Raw genomic sequence first — 22,290 nt, 5'->3', positions numbered from 1 at the left:
ATGGCGCTCGCGACACCGCAGAATTCCTGCGCAAACGCGCCGAAGGCAAACCACCACACCCCAAGCCGTGCTCGCCATCGCCCGCCGACGAGTCAACGCCATGTGGACACCGTTGCGCGACGACCGGCCCTACCAAGCCATACCCCCTTACCGCCGCCGCTTGACAAACTGATTAAGAGTCGGTGCCCTTCAGGTCCTTCGCGTCGGGAGTCGCGGACCGCGTCACACCGTCAACCATGAATCGCTTCTCCTCTTCGGTGAGCGTGGGCAACTGCTTGACGCTTACGAGCTTCAGCTTGTCGTCGCCACCCTTCCACCCTACTGGCGACCACTTGGCAGGACTTCCCTGCTTACTGCGGTCGACATTGACCAGACCCATTGGATGCGCTTTGAATTGAGTTCCCCAGAACCGCGGATGGAAGCAAAAGGTTACATTTTCGAACGAGGCGACAAGCCCGTTGAGTGCCGCTCCACCAAAGTAACAATCACCTTGAAATTCCGCGTTGTCGAAGAATACATTGTGCGTGAAGGTGGCATGGGCGAAGTTGGCTTCGCCAGTAAAGGTCGCAGTGTCAAACAAGGCCCGGTCAGTAATATTGATTCCTACAAACCGCGCCTGGCCGAGGAAGGTTGCCCTGGAGAAAATCGCCTCAGTCACACGGCAGCCAGCGAGGTCGAAGTCGAGGAGAACGGCTCCCGAGAGATCGACCCGGATGCCAGTCCAGAACGCAGTGTCGCCTCCTCCGCTTTGCTCGGATTTTTTCTCACGCGGGTTTTGCAGGTGACTTTTCAAAACTTGTTGGAATGCTTGTCTAACGTGCCATTCTTCGCCGATATTCTGATTTCGCATGCTTGCAGCAGTACCCATACGTGGACGTCCAGCAACTACACGACGCTGGCGCGGTGATTGGTGGCCGTTCGTGCCGGTGGCCAATGGAGCGGGCATCCGCAAGTAGGCGCAGACGACGTTTACGATCGCCTGCCGGTGTTCAGGGCTGCTCTGGGCCAAGCGCTCCAACGCGTACAATCCGCCAAGTCGAACCGCAGCCTTGTCGCTGCCGAGCTGGTCGACGGCCCTGGTCTGAAGTTCGGTGATCCGCTTTTCGGCGGAGTCGTACCGAGTGTCGGCAATGGTCTCCTTCTGTAATTGCAAGCCGTACTCGGTTGCCCGCTGCCGACGTACAGCCAACAGCAGCGCCAGCGCAGCACCGGTGCCGGCGGCTGCGGCTAGCCCGGTTCGTATGGCCTCAGCCTGCGCCCTTACTAGTTCGGGCTCGGCTAGTCCTCGAGCCTGGTGCCACAACCAAGCGCCAACAACCAACCCTGCGGCTACGACCAGCCCTGCAGAGACGACCACCCACCACCACCGCAAGGGACGTAACTGAGCTCGTTGCGCAGACTCCGTGTCCATGGCCGGACATCATGGCCTAAGGGAACCGAGGGCGCATAGCTCAGGCGAGACCATCGCATCGGCGTAGTGCCGGCGGGCTTGTCCCATTTTGACGGACATCTGAGATCAGGGGACGCGAGTCCTCGGAAGGATGTCCCATCATGGAGCCTATGGGCAGGAAGAAGCGGCGGCCTCGCCGGTCGTTCACCCCGGAGTTCAAGGCCGAGATCGTCGAGTTGTGCTGGCGGGGCGACCGGTCGGTCGGTCAGGTCGCGAAGGACTTCGACCTGACCGAGACCGCGGTGCGGCAGTGGGTCGTGCAGGCCGAGCGCGACGCCGGGACCCGCGCCGACGGGCTGACCACCGACGAACGCGAGGAACTGGCCCGGCTGCGGCGGGAGAACCGCCGCCTGGCCGAGGACATGGAGATCCTCCGGCGTGCCACAGCTTTCTTCGCAAACGAGATCCGGGGCGTTATTCAGAAGGTCACCAGCCGACGCGGTAGTACCCGAGGGTGGTGACGATGCGGATGAGGGGCGGGAGTTCGGTGAGGCGTGCGCGGTAGCCGGTGGCGAGGATCGTCCAGTCCTCCAGGTGGGCGATGGCGGTCGGACGCGACCAGGTCGAGCACCTTGCGTCGGAACTCGGGTGGGTACCGCGTGGGCATCGTGGGCTGTTTTCCGGGCTACTGAGACGAGTGATCATCCAGTAACCCGACTCCGTACCACCAGGTGAGGATCAAAGACTCCGAGCTACGGGGGAATCTCATCCTGCGCCACCTCCAACACTTACTCGCGGTCTGGACAGGCCACTGCCACACCTGCAGACAACCCGTCCAGACCCGAACACCACCGACAAGACCCCAGCTCAACAGCACCCAACGAAGTCCTACTAGTAGGCGACGGTGAAGCGGGCACCGAGGTGCTTGGGCTCCTCTGCCTCGTCCAGCAGCGCCACCGCCAGGTCCTCCATGGAGATCTGCGAGCGCCCGTCGGCGTCGACCACCAGCTCGTCACCGCCGACGCGGTACCGGCCGGTCCGCTCGCCGGGGGCGAGCATCCGGGCCGGGCTGAGGTAGGACCACCGTGCGCTGCCGTCCGCACGGCAGGCCGCAAGCTGGTCGACGCACGCCGCCGCGATCGGCAGCAGGTGGGGCGGGTAGCCCTCCTCCTCCATCACGGTGCCCCCGCCCTCCACGCGCAGGCTGCCCGCGCCACCGACGACCACCAGCCGCACGCCCGTGTCGGCGGCCGCGGTCAGCATGGCCTCGGCCACCGCGACCAGTTCGTCCTCCCGTCCGGGGTTCGGCCCGGTCGCGGTGATCACCACGTCCCGGCCCGAGCTGAGAGCCACCACGTCCTCGACGTTGGACGCGTCACCGACGCGCGAGTCCACCTCGGCGGGCATCTCCGAGAAGCGCGACGCGTCCAACGCCACCGCGGTCACCTCGTGACCGCGGGACACCGCCTCCGCCACGACGCGGCTGCCGACGTTCCCCGTTGCTCCGAAAACCGTGATCTGCATGGTCCTTCTTCCTTGACGAAGCGCGAACGGCCGACTGGTCGTCGATCGAGGTCGAACAGCGCCCGGGGGTCGACCCGGCCCGCGGGCGCCGCGTCACGATCAGAGCCGCTTGGTGCTCCACACCGCGAGGGAGGTGAGGGCCACGAGGCCCGCCGCGACCCAGAGGACGGCTGAGACGCTGATCGCGCCGACGATGACGCTGGCGAACAGCGCTCCGAGGGCGATCGCGAGGTTGAACATGCACGTGTTCAAGCCGGTTGCCGCTTCGATGCCGTGGGGCGCAGCCTTGATGATCCACGTCTGCACGCTCACCGGCAGGCCGCCGAACGCGAACCCCCACAGGACCAGCAGGACCGCACCGCCGACCGGGCTGCCGCCGAGGACCGGGAACAACGCCAGGATCACGGCCAGCGCGATGCTGACGGCGATGATGGTCGCGCGGACGTTGCGCCCGGCCCACGAGCCGGCGACGAAGTTGCCGACCATGCCGGCGACGCCGAAGGCGAGCAGCAGCGGGCCGATGGCCTTCACGTCGATGCCCGAGACCTCCTGCAGGAGGGGGCTGACGAACGTGAACGCGCCGTAGTGCCCGGACACCAACAGGAACGTGGCGATCACCCCGACACGGACGGCGGGGGTGCGCAGCTGGAGGGCCAGGGTGCGCAACTGCACCGGCTCGGTCGCGGGCATGCGCGGCAGCAGCACGGCCAGGATGATCACGAGGACCAGCGCGAGCCCGGCCAGCGCCGCGAAGGCAACGCGCCAGTTGGTCAACCCGCCGATCAGCGTGCCCGCCGGCACGCCGATGACGTTGGCGGCCATGGCGCCGAAGAAGATCAGCGACGTGGCCCTGGCGACGTGCGCGCCGGGCACCAGGCGAACGCCCAGACCGGCCGCGAGCGACCAGAACCCGCCGATGCTGACCCCGACGAACAGCCGCGCCACCATCAGCACGGCGTAGCTGGTGGTCAGGGCGGACACCACGTTCGCCGCCACCACCAGCAGGACCAGGGCGAGCAGGACGATCCGCCGGTCCGTTCGCCGGATCGCCACGGGCAGCAGCGGTGCGGTGATGGCGGCGACCAGGCCGGACACCGTCACCATCAGGCCCACCTGGCCGTTCGAGACCTGCAGCCCCGAGCCGATGCTGGTGAGCAGGCCCATGGGCAGGTTCTCGACGGTCACCACCAGGAAGGTGCCGACCGCGACGGCTATCACGGCGAGCCAGTTCTTGACGGGCACCCGTTCTACTGGCGCCCGCTCGGTGACGGCGTCGACGTTGGTCATGTGCGTGCTCCTAGGACTCGAGCCCTCTCCGGGCTGGCGAAAGATCGTGCGTCGGCCGGGTTCGGACCTCTCATCCGCGGACCTGGCGGTCGGATCGGTGTCGGTGTCGACGCGAACTGGTGAGCGCGACCGACCGCGGGCCTTCCCGGGATCGACGGCGAGCCGCACAGCAGATTCCTTAGCGCTAAGTTAGAGTAGCTTAGCACTAAGAAGTCCGCCGGCCGAGGAGGACAGCGATGACCGACAGTCGACACCCGCTCGACGGGCAGGTCGCCGTGAACCGTCGACCAAGCCGGAGGTGAGGGACCGCATGGCGCACGCGGACCACGTCGACGTCGTGATCGAGCAGTGGTGTGTGCAGCAGCCCGGCCTCGACGTGTCGTCGATGGCCGTGACGGGGCGACTCATCAGGCTCACCAGGCTCGTCACCACGGCGTTGCGCGGCACGTTCGACCCTCACGGGCTGGACGCCGCGTCGTTCGACATCCTCGCCGCGCTGACCCGCGCCGGCCCGCCGCACCGGTCGAGCCCCGGACATCTGATGCGCGCCTCGATGGTCACGTCGGGCGCCATCACCCAGCGCCTGGACCGGCTCGAATCGCGCGAGCTGGTGACGCGCGCGCCCAGCGACCTCGACGGCCGCGGCGTGCGGGTCGCGCTCACCGCGGCAGGGCTGGCGCTCACCGAACGGGTCCTGCCGGACCACCTCGAGACCTCGACCCGTCTGCTCGTCGCGCTCAGCCGCGCCGAGCGCGACGAACTCGCCGACGTCCTGCGGAACCTCCTGGTCTCGCTCGGCGACGGCTCGGACTGAGCGGCGGGACCACGCGCCCCGCAGCGTTCTCCGATGAGCCCCGCAGCGTTCTTCGATGATCCGGAAGGGGATCGTGGAGTGACCGCCAAGAACCCGTTGCCGCAACCTCAGGCGCCGTCGGCGACCGAGGTGGAACCGCGGCCCCCCGGCGACGCGGCGTTCGGCCCGTCGCTGCGCACCGCGCGCATCAGGCAGCGCCTGAGCGTGCGCGAGCTGGGCCGCCGCACCTTCTACAGCCACAGCTACGTGTCCAAGATCGAGAACGGCGTCAAGCACCCGTCGGCCGAGTTCGCGCGGCAGTGCGACCGGACGCTGGAGTTGGACGGGGCGCTGCTGCAACTGCTCGTCGCGCCGGTGGCGGCCGACCGGTGGCCGCGACCCGCGCAGCTGCCGCCGGGCCCCGCCCGGTTCGCGGGCCACGCCGCGGAGCTGGCGCTGCTGACCGCGTCGCTCGTGCGGGACCGCTGCCCGTCGGGCACCGTGCCGCTGGTCGCGGTCACCGGTCCGCCCGGGGTCGGCAAGACCGCCTTGGTGGTCCGGTGGGCACACCAGAACACCCACCTGTTCCCGGACGGCGTGCTGTACGCGGACCTGGGCGGTCACGGCGGTGCGCCACGCTCCCCCGCCGTCGTGCTGGAGGACTTCCTCGAAGCGCTGGGCAGCGACCGGGTCGCCGCCGACCTGACGCGGCCGGTGTCGCTGCTCGGTTCGTTGCTGCACGACAAGAAGCTGCTGGTGGTGCTGGACGACGCGGCGAGCGTGCAACAGGTGCGCGCGCTGCTGCCGGGCGCTCCGGGCTGCGCGATCGTGGTCACCAGTCGGCACCGCCTGTCGGGCCTGTCGGTGCGCGACGGCGCGCGGGGGATCGACGTGCGGCCGTTGAACGAGGTCGACTCGGTCGGGTTGCTGGGCGAACTGGCGGGGGCGGACCGCGTCCACGCCGAACCCGAGAGCGCGGCGGCGGTCGCGCGCGCCTGCGCGGGTCTGCCGCTGGCGCTGTGCCTGGCCGGGGGACGACTGGCGGCACTCCCGGACACGACGTTCCGCGCGTTCGCCGTCGACCTCCAGGCCGACGATCGCGTCCTGGACGCGCTCACCGTCCTCGGCGATCCGCGCTCGGCGGTGCGGACCGTGTTCTCCTGGTCGTACCTGGCCCTCGACGAGCGTGACGCGCGCGTCTTCCGACTACTCGGCCTGCAACCCGGTCCCGGATTCGACACGGCGGCGGTGGTCTCGACCACCGGCCTGCCAGCCTCCGAAATCGAGAGTTCGCTGGAGCGGTTGACGGAAGCGCATTTGGTGGAATCGACCGGTCGCAACCGGTACGAGTTGCACCATTTACTGCGGGTGTACGCCCGGGAAAGGTATCGATTAACCGAGTCGATTCACCCGGAACGCGTTCCAGCACCTTTGACCTGGACTGATCGACATACGACAGACGAGCACCACCGGCCCGGTCAGGTGGAATAGACTGGTTCCCCTTTTGTCACCAGTGAACCACTTGCGCATCACCCGTCGTGGGCACACCATCGACTAGTACAGCCGCTCAAACCGACCCACGGGCACGGTGCGGCGCAAATGCTGGCGACCATTTCAGGAAATCATCGCGTAATCGCAACGCTACGGATGGTCACTGAAATTGTCCAGCTCTGGACGAGCCGATCTCCATCGGTTCGGGAAGAAGGTCGACGTGCAGGGATTGATTCAGGTGGCCGGGGTCATCGACCGGACCGAGGCGAGCATGATCTGCGAGGAAGGCGCCGACTGGCTGGGCTTCGCCCTGCGGCTGCCGCTGAAGAACGAGGACATCTCCGAGCAGGACGCCACCGCGATCATCGCGGCCATCCAGCCGGAGCACAAGGGCGTCGTGATCACCTACCTCACCGACGCCGAGGAGGTCGGGGCGTTCTGCGCCGAGCTGGGCGTGACCGCGGTCCAGCTCCACGGTGACGTGCCGACGTCCGAGCTGCGCGCGCTGAAGTCCGCCGCACCCGACCTCTACGTGCTCAAGAGCCTGGTCGTCAAGGAGGACAACATCGACGAGCTGGCCAAGATCGTGGAAGACGCGGCCGAGTGGGTCGACATGTTCATCACCGACAGCTTCAACCCCGCGACCGGGGCCAAGGGCGCGACCGGCATGGTGCACGACTGGGCCGTCAGCGCCGAACTCGCGCGGATCTCCCCCCGTCCGCTGATGCTCGCCGGCGGGCTCACCCCCGACAACGTCGCGGCGGCCATCGAGCAGGTCCGCCCGGCCGCCGTCGACGCGCACACCGGCCTCGAGGACGCGTCCGGCCGCAAGGACAGGCTGAAGGTCCGCCGGTTCGTGGCGGAGTCCCGCAAGGCGTTCGACCTGATGTCCGCCGGCTCGCCGCGCTCCTGACCGAGGAGGTCCACCCGCATGACCGACACGACCGTCCGGGCCCCGGAGAACCACGCCGACACGACCGTGCACCTGCTCCCCCAGACCAACCAACTGTCCGCGCTGCACACGATCGTCCGCGACCGCGACGCCACCCGCGACGACTTCGTCTTCCACTCCGGCCGGATCATGCGCCTGCTCATCGAGAAGGGCCTGGACCTGCTGCCCTTCGAGGCGCACGACACGGTCACCCCGGTCGGGCGGACCTACCACGGACTGCGGCTCACCCCGCACCTGTGCGGGGTGTCCATCGCCCGCGCCGGCGAGAGCATGGAGGCGGAGCTGCGGGCGATGTCGCCGGGGATCCGCATCGGCAAGATCCTGATCCAGCGCGACAAGGTCAGCAAGCTGCCGCACCTGTACTACTCGGCCCTGCCGGTCGACATCGCCCAGCGGCACGTGCTGCTCCTGGACCCCATGCTGGCGACCGGCGGAACCGCCCTGGCCGCCATCGAGGTCCTGCTCGACAAGGGCGTCCGCGAAGAGAACATCGTGTTCATCAACCTGCTGTCGTCGCCGGAGGGCATCCGGGTCGTGTCCGAACACCACCCGAAGGTGCGGATGGTGACCTCGGCGATCGAGGAAGCGCTGAACGACAACGCGTACATGGAGCCCGGCATCGGCGACTTCGGGGACCGGTACTTCGGTACCGACATCGTCCGATGAGGGGCAGCCGCCGGCTGTTCGACTCCGGTGTGACAGCGCTGGCCCCGGCCATCTGGGGCAGCACCTACCTCGTCACCACGGAGTTGCTGCCGGCCGGGCGGCCGCTGCTGGCCTCGGTGCTGCGCGCCCTCCCGGCCGGGCTGGTCATGCTGTGCGTCGGCCGAATCCTGCCCACCGGCATCTGGGTGTGGCGCGCACTCGCGCTCGGCACGCTGAACATCGGGGCGTTCTTCTTCCTGCTGTTCTTCGCCGCCTACCGGCTCCCCGGCGGGGTCGCGGCGCTGATCATGTCCTTCCAACCCATGCTGGTGCTGCTCCTTGCGGCGGCGCTGCTCGGCGACCGGATCAAGCTGGTCCACGTCGCGGCCTGCGCGGTCGGCGCCGTCGGCGTCGCGCTGCTGGTCCTGCGCCCCACGGCGGCGCTGGACCTGGTCGGCGTCCTGGCGGCGCTGGGCGGCGCGGTGAGCATGGCGGCCGGCATCGTGCTCACCAAGCGGTGGAAGCGCCCGGAGGGCGTCGGCCTGCTCCAGTTCACCGGCTGGCAGCTCACCGCGGGCGGGATCGTGCTGCTGCCGGCGCTGCTGCTGGTGGAGGGACTGCCCGACCAGCTCAGCGGTCCGAACGTGGTGGGCTTCGCCTACCTGGCCGTGCTGGGCTCGTTGCTCGGCTACACCGTGTGGTTCCGCGGCGTGGAGCGCCTGCCCGCGCTGGCGGTCTCGTTCCTCGCCTTCGCCAGCCCTGTCGTCGCGACCGTCCTCGGCTACCTGTTCCTCGACCAGGCGCTGTCCCTCGTGCAGGTCGTGGGGGCCGTGATCATCGTGGCGGCCGTCGTGATCTCCCAACCGAGAGCGGGCACGCCGCCCGCCGCACCGCCCGAACCGATATCCGCGTCCAGCGCCAGATCCGCCTGAGCCGGGCCCCGGCTCGGTCCGCCGCCCACTGGGGAGCACACCATGACGACCTCGACCGCTCGAGAAGCGGGGCCCGGTTTAACGGACCACACCTGCCTTCCCGACCTGCTCCGCGACCAGGCCCGCGCCCACCCCGACCGCACAGCCGTCACCTACGGGAACCACCGGCTCACCTACCGGGAGCTCGAAACCTCGAGCTCGCGGCTGGCGGCCTACCTGCTGCACCTCGGCGTCGTCGCCGAGGACTGCGTGGGCCTGTTCGTGGACCCCTCGATGGACCTGATGATCGGCTCGTGGGGCATCCTGTTCGCCGGGGCCGCCTACCTGCCGCTATCGCCCGAGTACCCCGAGGGACGACTGCGGTACATGATCGACGACTCCCGCACGAAGGTCATCCTCGCCCAGGAAGAGCTCCGGGCGCGGCTGGTCGAGCTGGCCCCGCCGGGCACGAGGATCATCACCCTCGAGGACGTGGCGGCGTTCGCCACCTCGCTGGCCCCCGGCGGCGACCTCGACCTCGACCTCGGCGCCGGCCCCGGGCCGGACGACCTGGCGTACCTCATCTACACCTCCGGCAGCACGGGCAAGCCGAAGGGCGTGATGATCGAGCACCGGGGCGTGGTCAACCAGATGCGGTGGTTGCTCGAGAGCTTCGAGCTGGACCACGGGAAGGTCATCCTGCAGAAGACGCCCATGAGCTTCGACGCGGCGCAGTGGGAGATCTTGGCGCCGGGCTGCGGCGCCTCGGTGGTCATCGGCAGCCCCGGCATCTACCGGGACACCGAGGCGTTGATCGACACGATCAGGACGCACGGCGTCACCACCGTGCAGTGCGTCCCGACGTTGTTGCAGGCGCTGCTGGAGACCGACGAGCTGCAGACGTGCAAGTCGCTGGAGCAGGTGTTCTCGGGCGGTGAGGTGCTCTCCCGGGTGCTCGCGACGAGCTTCCTGGAGACGATGCCCGGCTGTCGGCTGATCAACCTCTACGGGCCGACCGAGTGCACGATCAACTCCTCGTCCTTCACCGTCGACCGGGACACCGTCGGCGCGAGCCCGAACGCGATCTCGATCGGCACACCGGCGCACGGCATCGAGTACTACGTCGTCGACGCCCACGGGACGCCCGTCGCGGTCGGCGAGATCGGCGAGCTGTGCGTCAGCGGGGTCCAGGTCGCCCGGGGGTACCTGCGGCTGCCGGAGCTCTCGGCGGAGCGCTTCACCGCCAACCCGCACAGCTCGGACCCCCGCTTCGCGCGGCTGTTCCGCACCGGCGACCTCGCCCACTGGAACGCCGACGGCACCGTCCAGTTCGCTGGGCGCGTGGACAACCAGGTGAAGCTGCGCGGGTTCCGAGTCGAGCTGGACGAGATCAAGCTGGCCATCGAGACCCACGAGTGGGTCAAGCACGTCGCCGTCCTGGTCAAGAAGGACCCGCGCACCGGGTTCCAGAACCTCATCGCCTGCGTCGAGCTCAACCCCAGGGAAGCCGCGGTGATGGACCAGGGCAACCACGACGCCCACCACCAGTCGAAGGAGAGCAAGCTCCAGGTCATGGCGCAGCTGTCGAACCCGGGGCTGCGCGACGTCGAGCAGCCCGGCGGCAGGCCGGCGATCGACCTGTCCGACGGCACGAGCACGGCGAAGCAGCGCGCGCAGGCGTTCGCCCGCAAGACCTACCGCTTCTACGAGGGCGGTGACGTCACCGAGGACGACATCCTGCGGCTGCTCTACCGGCAGGTCCGGGGAACGCGTTCGCGCGGTGTCGACACCCTCGACCTGCCCGAGCTCGCGGGGATCCTGAGGTACTTCGGGCAGCACGTCAGCACCGAGCGGCTGCTGCCGAAGTACGGCTACGCGTCGCCCGGGTCGCTGTACGCGACGCAGATGTTCCTGGAGCTGAGCGGGATCCCCGGCATCGAGTCCGGGTGCTACTACTACCACCCCGTCGACCACCGACTCGTGCCGATCGGCGAGGCCGCCGACTCCCCGGCGCCGCGGCTGAAGCTCCACTTCATGGGCAAGAACCAGGCGATCGAGCCGGTCTACAAGAACAACATCCGGGAAGTCCTGGAGATCGAGACCGGTCACATGATCGGCTTGTTCGAGGAGGTCCTGCCCGAGCACGGGCTCGACGTCGAAGCGCTGGAGCACGACCCGGCCGTCGCCGCGACCCTGGGCGGCGCCGACGACGACCTCTACCTGGGCACGTTCGAGGTCGTCCCCCACACGGGGCCGCGGCCGGACTCCGTGGACGTCTACGTGCAGGTGCACGCCGGTAGCGTCGCCGGGCTGCCGGCGGGGATGTACGCCTGGGAGGACGGCGGGCTGGAGTGGATCGCCGACGAGGTCGTGCTGAAGAAGGACGTCATCGCGATCAACCAGCAGGTCTACGACCGGGCCGACATCGGGATCTCGGTGGTCAGCAGGACCGACGACGACCGGCTGGAGTACGTCGACCTCGGCCGCAAGCTCCAGCACCTGTCGATGAACGACCTCAACCTCGGGTTCATGTCCTCCGGGTACAGCTCGAAGACCGGCAACGACCTCCCGTCGGCCAAGCGGCTCGACGCCGTCCTCAAGGCCTGCGGTCGCCCCACCGGCCCTTCGTACTTCTTCGTCGGCGGGCGCGTGAGCGACGAGCAGCGCCGGAGCGAGGGGATGAAGGAGGACGCCGTCCACATGCAGGGCCCGGCGGAGATGATCAAAGAGGACCTGATCGACTTCCTGCCCGACTACATGATCCCGAACAAGGTCGTGATCATGGCCGCGCTGCCCTTCAGCGCCAACGGCAAGATCGACACCAACGCGCTGGCCGCCATGCCCGAGGCGGACGTCGACGCGGACCAGAGCGACCGGCCCTTCGTCGCGCCCGCCACGAACGCCGAGCGCCGGATCGTGGAGATATGGAAGAAGGCGCTGAAGCGGGAGAGCGTCTCCACCCAGGACGACTTCTTCGCCTTCGGGGGCAACTCCCTGATCGCGGTCGCCATCATCAACAAGATCAACCGTGAGTTCCTCAGCGCGCTGCCCTTGCAGTCGCTGTTCGAGGCCCCGACGGTGGCGCGCCTGGCGCGCCTGGTCACCAGGGCCGACGTCGAGCAGGTCTCGCGGCTGGTGCCGTTGCAGATCCGGGGTTCCGGCCGGCCCGTCTACTGCTGGCCCGGCCTCGGCGGCTACCCCATGAGCCTGCGGCTGCTGGCCGCCAAGACAGGGGTCGGCCGGCCCTTCTACGGCGTGCAGGCGCACGGCATCAACGAGGGCGAAGAACCCCGTTCGACGATCGTCGAGATGGCGGCCGAGGACCTCCAGGCGATCAGGAAGGTGCAGCCGCACGGCCCCTACGAGCTGTGGGGGTACTCGTTCGGCGCACGCGTGGCCTTCGAAGCCGCCCGCCAGCTCGAGCAGTCCGGAGAGCGGGTGGAGAACCTGTTCCTGATCGCGCCGGGGTCGCCGAAGGTGAGCGGGGCGAGCGCTCCGGGGCACGGGCGGCGGGCGGACTACGCCGACAAGACCTACGTGACGATCCTGTTCTCGGTCTTCGCCGGCACCATCACCGGCCCCCTGCTGGAGGAGTGCCTGGCCGAGGCCGTGGACGACGAGAGCTTCGCCGCGTTCATCGGCAGGACCTTCAAGGACCTCGACGCGGACCTGGTGCACCGCATCATAGGCGTGGTCACCCGCACCTTCGAGTTCGACTACACGTTCCGCGAGCTGGCCGGACGCCGGATCCAGGCTCCCGTGACGATCTTCAAGGCCCAGGGTGACGACTACTCCTCGTTGGAGACCGGCAGCGGGTACTCCGCGGCCGATCCGGTCGTCGTAGACCTGGAAGCCGACCACTACACCATGCTCAAGCAGCCGGACGTCAACGAACTGGCGCGGGCGGTCCGGCACCGCCACGACGAGCGGACCGCCGACCGGAAGGGCCTCAAGTTGCCGCACGTCAACATCAAGCACTTCCCGACCGCGCTCACCCGGGAGAAGCACTCGGAACTGGTCGTGGCCGTGACCACGGCGGTGACCAACGCCTTCGACTGCGACGAGGGGGCGGTCTCCATCCTGATCGAACCGGTCACACGGGAGGCTTGGGACGAAGAGGTCGGCATCCCGGAGATCGTCAACCGCGAGGGCGTGCTCGCCGAGGCGCCGAACTCCCGGCCGGAGGCGAACTGATCATGGCCGCACGGGACCGGCACGGCGCTCCCCCGTTGATCTTCAGCGAAGAGGTGGCCGACGCCGTCAACGAGGGCAGGCCCCTGGTGGCCTTGGAGTCCAACGTCATCACCCACGGGCTGCCCTACCCGCAGAACGCGATGACGGCCAGGAAGGTCGAGGAAGCGGTCCGGTCGGGAGGTTCCGTCCCGGCCACGATCTGCGTCGAGGACGGCCGGATCGTGGTCGGGATGACCGACCCCGACATCGAGCGCTTCGCCGGCACGCCCGGGATTCCCAAGGTGAGCAGCAGGGACATGCCGGTCGTGCTGGCCGGTGGCGGCATGGGCGCGCTGACCGTGGCGTCCTGCCTGGTCGCGGCCGACCTGGCGGGGATCGCGTTCTTCTCGTCGGCGGGCATCGGCGGGGTGCACCGCGGCGCGGAGCGGACGATGGACGTCTCGTCGGACCTGGTCCAGTTCACCCGGTCGAAAGTCGCGGTCGTCTGCGCCGGGGCCAAGAGCATCCTCGACCTGGCGCTGACCGTGGAGTACCTGGAAACGCTCTGCGTGCCGGTGGTCTCCTACCGCTCCGACGACTTCCCCGCGTTCTACTGCGTGTCGAGCGGCATCCGCAGCCCGCGCCGGCTCGACGACGACGAGGTCATCGCCCGCGCCGTGGAGACCCACTGGGCGCTGGGCAACCGCACCTCGTTCCTCATCACCACGCCGATCGACGCGGAGGACGCGATCGAGAGCGCGGAGGTGGACGCCGTCATCACCGAGGCGATCGCCGCCGCCGACCGCGACGGGGTCCGCGGCAGCGCCATCACGAAGTACCTGATGCGCGCCGTGGACGCGGCGACCGGAGGCCGGTCCTCCCGGGCCAACGCGTCCGTCCTCATCAGCACCGCGGAAGTCGGGGGACGCCTGGCGGCGGCCCACGCCCGATACCTGGAGGACACCCGACCATGAGCACGATGTCGACCGCCCCGCGCAAGAACCTCATCCTGATCGCCGGACGCAGCCACCCCGAGCTCGCGGAGGAGGTCGCCAAGCACCTGCGAGCGCCGCTGACACCCCAGTCGGTGTACGACTTCGCCAACGGTGAGATCTTCGTGCGGTTCGAGGAGTCGGTGCGCGGCAGCGACGCCTTCGTCATCCAGAGCCACTGCGCCCCGATCAACAAGTGGGTGATGGAACACCTGATCATGGTGGACGCGCTCAAGCGCGCCAGCGCCGAGCGGATCACGGTGATCATGCCCTTCTACCCCTACGCGCGGCAGGACAAGAAGCACCGCGGGCGGGAGCCGGTGTCGGCCCGGCTGATCGCCGACCTGTTCAAGACCGCCGGCGCGGACCGGATCATGACCGTCGACCTGCACACCGCGCAGATCCAGGGCTTCTTCGACGGGCCGATGGACCACCTGTTCGCGCAGCACCTGCTGGCCGCGCACGTCAAGTCCAGGTACGGCGACCTGCCGCTCACGGTGGTGTCGCCGGACTCCGGCCGCGCCAAGCTGGCCGAGAAGTGGGCCGACCAGCTCGGCGGGCGGCCGGTGGCGTTCATCCACAAGACGCGGGACCCGCTGCGCCCCAACGAGGTCGTGGCCAACCGCGTGGTCGGCGAGGTCGCCGGTCGCACGTGCGTGGTGATCGACGACATGATCGACACCGGCGGCACCATCGTCAAGGCGGTGGGGCAGCTGCTGGAGGCGGGCGCGGCCGACGTGATCGTCGCGGCCACCCACGGAGTGCTGTCCGACCGCGCCGCGCAACGGCTGGCGGATTCCGGCGTTCGCGAGCTGATCCTGACCAACACGCTGCCGATCCCGGACGAGCACCGCTTCCCCCGGATGACCGTGCTGTCCATCGCCCCGCTCCTGGCCAGGGCCATCCGCGAGGTCTTCGAGGACGGCTCGGTCACCAGCCTGTTCGAGAACGGCTGAGGCCGGTGCGAGCACCGCCGCAGCACGACCACCCCGAACCGCGTGGAGAGGAAAGCCGATGCGCACCGTGCTCGTGACCGGTGGGTCCAGCGGGATCGGTCGAGCGGTGGTCGCGCGGTTCGCCGCCGCCGGCGACCACGTGTGGTTCACCTACCGCACCGGCCGCGATCGCGCGGAGGAGGTGGTGGCCGAGCACGGGTCCGCAGTGGTCGCGTTCCCCTTCGACCAGGGCGACTGGGAGGCGCACCAGCGCTTGGTGGCGAGCTTGCCCGGGCCCGTCGACGTCCTGGTGAACAACGCCGCCGTCGGGTCCGGCACCGTCGAGCGGCACGTCGACGGCGGCGACGAGGAGCGGGCCGCGGCGTTCCTGCGGATCAACAGCGTCGGGCCGCTGTGGCTGACCCGGCAGCTACTCCCCGACATGTTGCTGCGCGGCGGTGTCGTGGTGAACGTGTCCAGCGTGGGCGGCGGTGTCGCCCCCTTCCCGGGCTTCGACGTCGCCGACGGTATGAGCAAGGCCGCGCTGGCGTACATGACCCGGCACCTCGCCGCCGAGCTGGCGCACGAGCCGGTGCGGGTGCTCGCGGTGTGCCCCGGCGCGGTGGAGACGCCGATGCTGGACGCCAGCACCCTCGCGGCGCTGGACCCCGTGCGGCGGGCGGAGCTGGTGGCCGGGCTGCCCGGCGGCAGGCTGATCACCGCGGCGGAGGTCGCCGAGCTGATCCACTGGCTCACCCTCCCCGCCGCGGCGCTGCTGCACGGCGCCGTCATCGACGCGTCGATGGGGCTCGGCGTGCACCCCGGGCTGCTGAACCGGCAGGCGCCCGCGAGCACGACGCCGCCCGTGGACGCCCTGGCCGGCATCGGCAGCGTGGTCTGATGGTGTCGCGCACCGGGGCCAGGCTCGCCGCCGACACCCCGGCCATCGCCGCGGCGCACTTCGCGGCGGAGGCGAACCCGTACCACTCGACCGACAACCCCCGCGGGTACATCAACCTGGGCACGGCGGAGAGCCGCCTGGTCGGCGACCTGCTCGGACCCGTGCTCGCCGGAGCACGGCCGCGCTCCGCCGCCGACGCCCACTACGGCCTCCCGCACGGGAGCACGCGACTGCGGACGGCCGTGGCCCACCTGCTCGGGACAGCGTGGCGCGCCGACGTCGACCCGGAGCACCTGGTCGTGGTCGCCGGGGCCACGGCCGCCCTCGACATCGCCGCCACCGTCATCTGCGACCCCGGCGACGCGATCGTGGTGCCGACGCCCTACTACTCGGCGTTCAACACCGACCTGACCGGTCGTTCCGGCGCCCGGCTGGCCCCGGTCCCGATGAGCTCCGACACCGGCTTCGCCCTGGACCCGGTCAGGATCGACCAGGCGTTGAAGACCCTCCGCCGCGAGGGCGCCACCGTGCGGGCGGTGGCGATCACCTCGCCGGCGAACCCGCACGGGCGGGTGCACCCCGCCGCCGACCTGAGGGCGTTGCTCCGCTTGACCACCGCGCACGACATCGACCTGATCTCCGACGAGGTCTACACCCACTCCGTCTTCGGCCCGAACCGGTTCACCAGCGTGTTCGACCCGCAGGTCATCGGCGTGGTGCCCGAGGCCGATCCCGATCGGGTGCACGTCGTCTGGGGGTTCGCCAAGGACTTCAGCCTTCCCGGGCTCAAGCTCGGCGTGCTGCGCAGCTCCGGTCCCGCGGGCGCCGCGGCCAAGGCCCTGGCCTACTTCGCGACCGTCTCCGCCGACACGCAGGCCCTGCTGGCCGACGTGCTCGAGGACGAGGAGTTCGTCCGCCGCCTGCTCACCGAGAGCAGGCGGCGGCTGGAGGCCTCCTACACGCACGCCGCGGCGCGACTCGCCGCGCACGGCATCGACCACGTGAGGGCGGAGGCCGGGTTCAGCCTGTGGGTGGACCTGACCGACCGGCTCACCGAGCCCACGTTCGCCGCGGAGGACCGGTTGTGGAAGCACATCCTCGCCGCCTCCGGGGTCAACGTCCTGCCGGGCGGGGCGTTCGGCGCGGCGGAGCCGGGCTGGTTCCGCCTGTGCCACGCGGTGGCCCGGGAGCTGGTCGCCGTCGGCATCGACCGCCTCGCCCGAGCCGTCACGTCATCCGGGGGCGCGTGATGCCCGAGCCGTTCACGTCCTGGTACGAGACCGCGGGTGTCCGCGGCGGCGCGCGCAGGCTGTTCCACGACGAGTCCGACCAGGGCAAGACGTTCTACCCGCTCGACCAGATCCCCTACCTCGCGCACGAGGCGGTGGTCCCGCTCCCCGAGCGGGCGCGCCGCGACCTGACGATCCGCCACCTCTACCAGTTCCTGCTGTCCACCGCGCACCTGGAGACCCGGATCGTGAACCGGGCCGCCGAGCTGATCGCGAACGACCGGTCCGGGGTCGACCTGCCGACCGCGCGCCGGCTCGACGCGTTCAAGGTCTACTGCGACGAGGGGTACCACTCGCTCTACAGCCTCGACCTCGCCGACCAGGTGGCCACGGCGACCGGTGTCGCGGTGCCGGACTGGGACTACGGCGGCTTCGTTGACGCGCTGGAGGCGACCGGTGCCCGCCTGCTCCCCCACGCGCCTGAGATCGTGCCGCTGTTGCAGGTGGTGGTCTTCGAGACGCTGGTGACCGCCGTGCTCAACGAGATCCCCAACGACCCCGACGTGTTCACCGTGGTGCGCGACCTGACACGCGACCACGCCAAGGACGAAGGGCACCACCACCGGTTCTTCGCCGACTTCTTCCACCGGTTCTGGACCCAGCTCGACCCGGCGCACCGGGGTCCGGTGGCGCATGCCCTGCCGGCGCTCGTGCGCGCCTGCCTCACCTGGGACATCGCCCCGGTCGTCGACTCCCTGCGCCAGGCGGGACTGGACCCGGACGCGGCCCGTGACGTGGCCGCCGACTGCTACGGCGGCGACGGGGGCGACGACCGCATTGCCCGCGTCTGTCGCGCCACCGTCCGGGTGTTCCGCTCTGCGGGCGTGCTGGAAGTCCCCGGCGCCGAAGAGGCCTTCGCCGCCCACCGCCTGCTGCCCCTGCCCTGACCAGCCGTCCGCGATCGAGTCCGCCGCTCGCGAAGGAAACCGGAACCATGGACCAGTCCGACGTCGACTACCACGACCACCTGAAACTGGGCTCGCTGCTGTCGTTGCAGCAACGGCGGGCGCCGGGCCTGCCTCGGCTGGACCGCACCGACGCGGACGGGCGGCCGTTGTGGTGGGGCTCGACGATCGACGCCCGGACCGGGCGGCAGGTCCGGGAGGACCCGCTGTGGCTGTTCCGCGCTCCGGGGCGCGGCCACGACGGCGCCGGAGTTGCAGCGCGGCGTGGTGCACCCGGACGGTGCGCGGCGCACACGTGGCGCGCCAGCGGGCGCGTCCTGCCGTGCCATCGTGACCGGCATGGACGACGTGGGTGATCCCCGTGTGCCCGGACCGGAACCGAGGTCGGTGGCGGAGTTGGCGGAGTCCCCGTGGTGGGCCGCCGACTACGAATACCCCTACCCCGGTTCACCCGGGTAGGGCGAAGCCCATCTGGCGGAAGGAGGAACGCGTGTCCGACGAGGTCGCCGATCAGCTGGCCTTCGCCCGCGTGTTCATCAACGCTCGTGACGCGGTGGAGGACGAGTACTACGCCGACCTCACCCGCAGGTACTTCCCGGCCGAGCTGCGGCGGCACTATATGACCAGCATGACCAAACCGCTGCTGGGCCGCGCCCTCGGCGGCCCGGTGGAGTTCTACGACACCTGGGGCCGCATCATGCGGCACGCCTGGCTCAGCCTCAGCTAGGGTGTCTACGACGCCCGGCACCGCGCCCTGACCGACCCCGTCACACGCCCGGCCGCAGGCCAGGTCAACACCGTCGACCTGGCCTGGGAACCCGCACTGGCCATGGCGTCGGCCGCGCCGCTGCCGGTCGACGTCGGCACCGGAAGGGGGAACTCCGCCGCCCGCCTCGCGCTGGCCCACCCGGCGGCCCGCGTGGTCACCCTGACCCTCAGTCCCGAGCAGGCCGAGATCACCCGCCGCATCACCACCCGCCTCGGCGTCGCCGACCGCGTCGACGTCCGGGTCGACGACATCCTGGACCCGGCCGCCACCGCCGATCTGGTCGGGCAGGCCGACGGGGTCACCGCGATCGAGGTCGTCGGGCACTTCCCGCCCGACCGCCTCGCCGACGGCTTGCGCACCATGGCCGCGCTGCTCAAACCCGGCGCCCCGCTCACCCTCGTGGAGCCGGTGCTCAACCGGCCAGGCTCGCGCGTGCACGACTTCGCCGCGCTGTTCACCTGGCGCTTCCGCCCCGCCACCGACTGCCGCGACGCCCTGCGCACCGCGGGCCTGAACGGGCTGCGCTTGACCGACCTCACCAAGGCCTACTGGCCCAGCCGGCGCGACATCGGCGCGGTCATGGCCGTCCGCCTGGACCGCCTCCGCACCGAGTTCGGCCCCGTGCTGGCCCACACCTGGCAGCGCATCTTCCAGTACCCCAGGCATGGCCGCTGGGCCGCACCGTGCACTACGCCGGCATGACGGGCTACCGGCCGCGTCCCCGTTGAACCGCCGCAGCCGCCGTGCACGGCGACACGGGGCAGCCGGCCGGGGCTGCTGCGAATCAGACCCGGGCACGCCTTGCGCTCGCTCGAGCTGGTCGCACCGTGCCCGGATCGGGACGCAGATCGGAACAGCGCGTCGCGGACCCGCGGCGGCCGGTAGCCGGTCGGGCCGAACTGGGCGAGTTCGTCGTCACTGTCGAGCTCGATCGCGCCGAAGAAGGTGATGTTCTCGCTGTGCGCGGGCGAGATGTGCGCCAGCACCTCGCCGTCGATGTTGTGCGGCTCGAAAAGTCGTCCTGTGCACCCGGATCAGCTTTCTCGTCGTCCGATCACTGGAACCCTCGGCCGATGACGGGCACCAGGGCCAGGGGCTGCACGTCGGTGGCGAAGGTCGGCGCGCCGACCGGTCGTTCGGGCTGCGGTTGTGGTTCGGGCCGGTCGAAGGCGCCTGCCGCGAAGAGGTCCTCGACGAACACGTCGATCTTCTCCTCGGTGACCGACGGCATGGCGAAAACGTGTGCGTACTGGCGCAGTTCGCCGGAGTTCATGCGCATCGGTTGGCAGGACAGGGACCACTTCTCGATGATCGCCTCGTTGGGCCGGCGGAAGCGCACGGTCAGAGCCATCGCGCTGCGGTCGACGTACAGGCCGCCCTCGGGGAGCCTGTCCTCCCGGTCGAGTCGGTCCTCCAGTTCGCGCAGCGAGCTTTCCAGGTAGCGGGTGACGCGCAGCGCGCGCACCGCCGAGGCCGCGTGCTCGCGGATGGACTTGGACGCCAGGTGGTTCCACAGCACCAGGGGTGACAGGCCGTTGCGCGAGCCGGCGAACGTGGTGTCAGGGGAACCGGTGTAGGCCGGTTTGGCCGATGGCTCGACGCGGAACTTGTTCTTGGTCATGAACACCCCGCACGGCCAGGGCGCACCGGGCCACTTGTGCCCGCTCATCACCAGGGAACTGATCACGTCGACGCCGTCGACCTCCAAGCCGAAGTCGAATTCGGGGATCTTGCCCTTGATCTCCCTGCGCAGCTGGATGGCCAGTTCGCTGCCGTGCTCCTCGGCCGCCGCGATCCGCAGGTACGGCATGAACCCCGCGCCCAGCGCGCCGTCGACGTGGACCCAGAAGCCTCGGCGGCGATCGGCGCGTTCGGGCTCGAATTCGATGTCGCGCTCCAGCAGGCCGTTCTCCGCGAGGATCGGGACGAGCCGAACGGCGATCTTCTCAACGTTGTCGTAGGCGCCCTTGAAGGTGGTACCGAAGTTGAGCAGCAGCAGGATCGGGTGTCCGCGCTCGGCGAAGAACCGGACCAGTCGCTCCAGCTTGTCCACGTCGATCTCGCCGCTGCCGTCCGAGCCTCCCTTGGACGGGACTTCCATCGGCCACTCGTCCGCGATGGGGCACAGCCCGGGGTACTCCTGCCTGCCGATCGCGGCGAAGGTGTCGATCGCCAGCGTCCGAACCGCCTTGATCACCGAGTAGTGGGTGTCCTCGGAGTAGAACGCCACCGGCCGGTAGGCGTTGTTCGGGGTCTCCGCGCCCGTGTCACCGCTGCCGGCTGCCGGCGTCGGCGGCGCGGCCTGCACGTACATCATCTGTGACTCCTGCTGCTCACCACCGCCACCGGGTTCGGTGATCAGCTTCTTGCCCGACAGGTAGTCGCGGGCGGCGGCAAGGGCGTAGAGGTTGCCCTCGGTGGAGCCCATCGTCAGCACGTAACCCCAATAGCTGTCGGGGTTGTCGGCGTCGTAGGGCCACGACGCCCGCCAGAGCGACGCGTAGTGGTCGAGCACCGCGCGTTCCACGATCTTGGTGTTGAGCTTGTAGTTGCCCTGCTGGAACGGGTCGCCGATGTTGTTGAGGTGGAACTCCAGGAACCGCGCCAGGTCCTGCTGGCAGTGGCCCATGTCCTGGTTGCCCTGGAACCCCACCATGGTCTCGTGCTTGCCGACCAGGTAGGTCTCCAACCGGTTGAGCGCCCGCTTCCGCTGCTGGGCGTTCAAACCCTCGGCGGGGATCTCGAACTCCCCGATCTCCAACTCCGGGTCGCTCGGGTAGACCTCCCTCGGGTCGCGAGCGGGCCCGGCGATGACCGACGCGCGCCCGTCACCCAAGCCGGCCGAGGTCAACAACGAGGACCACGCCGCGTCGTTCGGCCCGTAGGGGAAATCTGGATGCTGCCGCTCGGTGGAGTGCCCGTTCATGACATCCCTTCTCGACCCGGCGGACCGCCCGCACCGGTCCGCTGTCCTGTGGGTCGGAGCGTGCCACCGGCCAACATACGATCCACGCGTCGAACCGGCGGATTCACCGGTCCGTGGCAGATGTTCCCCCTTTGGCCGCAGCAGGCGTTCCAGACGGTGCAACAAGGTAGAAGGAACACACCCGAATGGACGCCCTTGTTCGAGTGCGGACCTCGTGCCCTTGTCCACGCGGCAGGTCATCCGGGTCGCGCCCATCGATCGGCGCAGCCCGTGCCGGAAACAGGCCTGCGCGGTCAGGTGTGCCGTGCACTCGGTGAATTCAACTGGTCGTCGCAACACCCTTGATCGAGAGGTGGAGCGATGGCTGGGCCGAAGCAGAAACAGGTCCGCGAGTACCGCGGCCAGAT

The 22,290-nt window shown here is 69.6% G+C and carries 18 protein-coding genes and 1 pseudogene; 15 read left to right on the top strand and 4 right to left on the bottom strand.

The window, feature by feature from the left end; genetic code table 11:
• Positions 1-172 precede the first annotated feature (172 nt).
• Entirely contained in the window at positions 173-1,153 is a 981-nt protein-coding gene (locus tag AB0H12_RS29630; RefSeq protein WP_499627258.1) for a pentapeptide repeat-containing protein, read from the bottom strand.
• A 398-nt stretch (positions 1,154-1,551) separates the two neighbouring features.
• Between AB0H12_RS29630 and AB0H12_RS29625 the strand changes: the two are divergent.
• Positions 1,552-1,845, top strand: a pseudogene (locus AB0H12_RS29625) (transposase); the annotation flags it as partial.
• 436 nt (positions 1,846-2,281) lie between these two features.
• Here AB0H12_RS29625 and AB0H12_RS29620 read toward each other — a convergent pair.
• The gene (locus AB0H12_RS29620; RefSeq protein ID WP_499627256.1) at positions 2,282-2,914 is read right to left on the bottom strand and encodes an NAD(P)-dependent oxidoreductase; all 633 of its coding nucleotides are present in this window, start codon (positions 2,912-2,914) and stop codon (positions 2,282-2,284) included.
• A gap of 99 nt (positions 2,915-3,013) precedes the next feature.
• Positions 3,014-4,201, bottom strand: a complete 1,188-nt coding sequence (locus tag AB0H12_RS29615; RefSeq protein WP_499627254.1) for an MFS transporter — start codon at positions 4,199-4,201, stop codon at positions 3,014-3,016.
• Positions 4,202-4,511: 310 nt separating this feature from the next.
• Here AB0H12_RS29615 and AB0H12_RS29610 point away from each other — a divergent pair, with 310 nt between their 5' ends.
• The 14 genes from AB0H12_RS29610 to AB0H12_RS29545 all read left to right on the top strand — a co-directional run bounded on the left by AB0H12_RS29610 (position 4,512) and on the right by AB0H12_RS29545 (position 19,659).
• Positions 4,512-5,015, top strand: coding sequence for a MarR family winged helix-turn-helix transcriptional regulator (locus tag AB0H12_RS29610; RefSeq protein WP_499627253.1), 504 nt, complete (start codon positions 4,512-4,514; stop codon positions 5,013-5,015).
• A 78-nt stretch (positions 5,016-5,093) separates the two neighbouring features.
• Positions 5,094-6,485, top strand: coding sequence for a helix-turn-helix domain-containing protein (locus tag AB0H12_RS29605; RefSeq protein ID WP_499627252.1), 1,392 nt, complete (start codon positions 5,094-5,096; stop codon positions 6,483-6,485).
• 220 nt (positions 6,486-6,705) lie between these two features.
• The gene (locus AB0H12_RS29600; protein WP_499627250.1) at positions 6,706-7,398 is read left to right on the top strand and encodes a phosphoribosylanthranilate isomerase; all 693 of its coding nucleotides are present in this window, start codon (positions 6,706-6,708) and stop codon (positions 7,396-7,398) included.
• An 18-nt stretch (positions 7,399-7,416) separates the two neighbouring features.
• A complete protein-coding gene (gene upp, locus AB0H12_RS29595; RefSeq protein ID WP_499627249.1) occupies positions 7,417-8,103 on the top strand; it encodes a uracil phosphoribosyltransferase in 687 nt (228 codons plus the stop codon).
• Complete coding sequence (locus AB0H12_RS29590; RefSeq protein ID WP_499627247.1) at positions 8,100-9,014, top strand: EamA family transporter; 915 nt, start codon at positions 8,100-8,102, stop codon at positions 9,012-9,014. The genes upp and AB0H12_RS29590 overlap by 4 nt, the downstream gene beginning before the upstream one ends.
• A gap of 42 nt (positions 9,015-9,056) precedes the next feature.
• Complete coding sequence (locus tag AB0H12_RS29585; RefSeq protein WP_499627245.1) at positions 9,057-13,187, top strand: amino acid adenylation domain-containing protein; 4,131 nt, start codon at positions 9,057-9,059, stop codon at positions 13,185-13,187.
• A gap of 2 nt (positions 13,188-13,189) precedes the next feature.
• Complete coding sequence (locus AB0H12_RS29580) at positions 13,190-14,140, top strand: pseudouridine-5'-phosphate glycosidase (RefSeq protein WP_499627243.1); 951 nt, start codon at positions 13,190-13,192, stop codon at positions 14,138-14,140.
• Complete coding sequence (locus AB0H12_RS29575; protein WP_499627241.1) at positions 14,137-15,114, top strand: ribose-phosphate diphosphokinase; 978 nt, start codon at positions 14,137-14,139, stop codon at positions 15,112-15,114. The genes AB0H12_RS29580 and AB0H12_RS29575 overlap by 4 nt, the downstream gene beginning before the upstream one ends.
• Positions 15,115-15,172: 58 nt before the next feature.
• Positions 15,173-15,994, top strand: a complete 822-nt coding sequence (locus tag AB0H12_RS29570) for an SDR family NAD(P)-dependent oxidoreductase (protein WP_499627240.1) — start codon at positions 15,173-15,175, stop codon at positions 15,992-15,994.
• On the top strand, positions 15,994-17,244 hold the full coding sequence (locus AB0H12_RS29565) for an aminotransferase class I/II-fold pyridoxal phosphate-dependent enzyme (RefSeq protein WP_499627238.1): 1,251 nt from the start codon (positions 15,994-15,996) through the stop codon (positions 17,242-17,244). The genes AB0H12_RS29570 and AB0H12_RS29565 overlap by 1 nt, the downstream gene beginning before the upstream one ends.
• Entirely contained in the window at positions 17,244-18,170 is a 927-nt protein-coding gene (locus AB0H12_RS29560) for a diiron oxygenase (RefSeq protein ID WP_499627236.1), read from the top strand. The genes AB0H12_RS29565 and AB0H12_RS29560 overlap by 1 nt, the downstream gene beginning before the upstream one ends.
• A 47-nt stretch (positions 18,171-18,217) precedes the next feature.
• The gene (locus AB0H12_RS29555) at positions 18,218-18,544 is read left to right on the top strand and encodes a hypothetical protein (RefSeq protein WP_499627235.1); all 327 of its coding nucleotides are present in this window, start codon (positions 18,218-18,220) and stop codon (positions 18,542-18,544) included.
• A 134-nt stretch (positions 18,545-18,678) separates the two neighbouring features.
• Complete coding sequence (locus AB0H12_RS29550; RefSeq protein WP_499627232.1) at positions 18,679-18,915, top strand: hypothetical protein; 237 nt, start codon at positions 18,679-18,681, stop codon at positions 18,913-18,915.
• 102 nt (positions 18,916-19,017) lie between these two features.
• The gene (locus AB0H12_RS29545) at positions 19,018-19,659 is read left to right on the top strand and encodes an SAM-dependent methyltransferase (RefSeq protein WP_499627231.1); all 642 of its coding nucleotides are present in this window, start codon (positions 19,018-19,020) and stop codon (positions 19,657-19,659) included.
• A gap of 352 nt (positions 19,660-20,011) precedes the next feature.
• Here the strand turns inward: AB0H12_RS29545 and AB0H12_RS29540 are convergent, their stop codons facing one another.
• Positions 20,012-21,883: a PLP-dependent aminotransferase family protein gene (locus AB0H12_RS29540; protein ID WP_499627230.1), complete on the bottom strand. Its 1,872-nt coding sequence runs from the start codon at positions 21,881-21,883 to the stop codon at positions 20,012-20,014.
• Positions 21,884-22,290 lie beyond the last annotated feature (407 nt).

The sequence above is a fragment of the Actinosynnema sp. NPDC023794 genome, from assembly GCF_040639675.1.
Taxonomy (GTDB): domain Bacteria; phylum Actinomycetota; class Actinomycetes; order Mycobacteriales; family Pseudonocardiaceae; genus Actinosynnema; species Actinosynnema luteola.
Note: the sequence above shows the minus strand (reverse complement) of the source record. Positions and strands in the feature narration are given on the sequence as shown.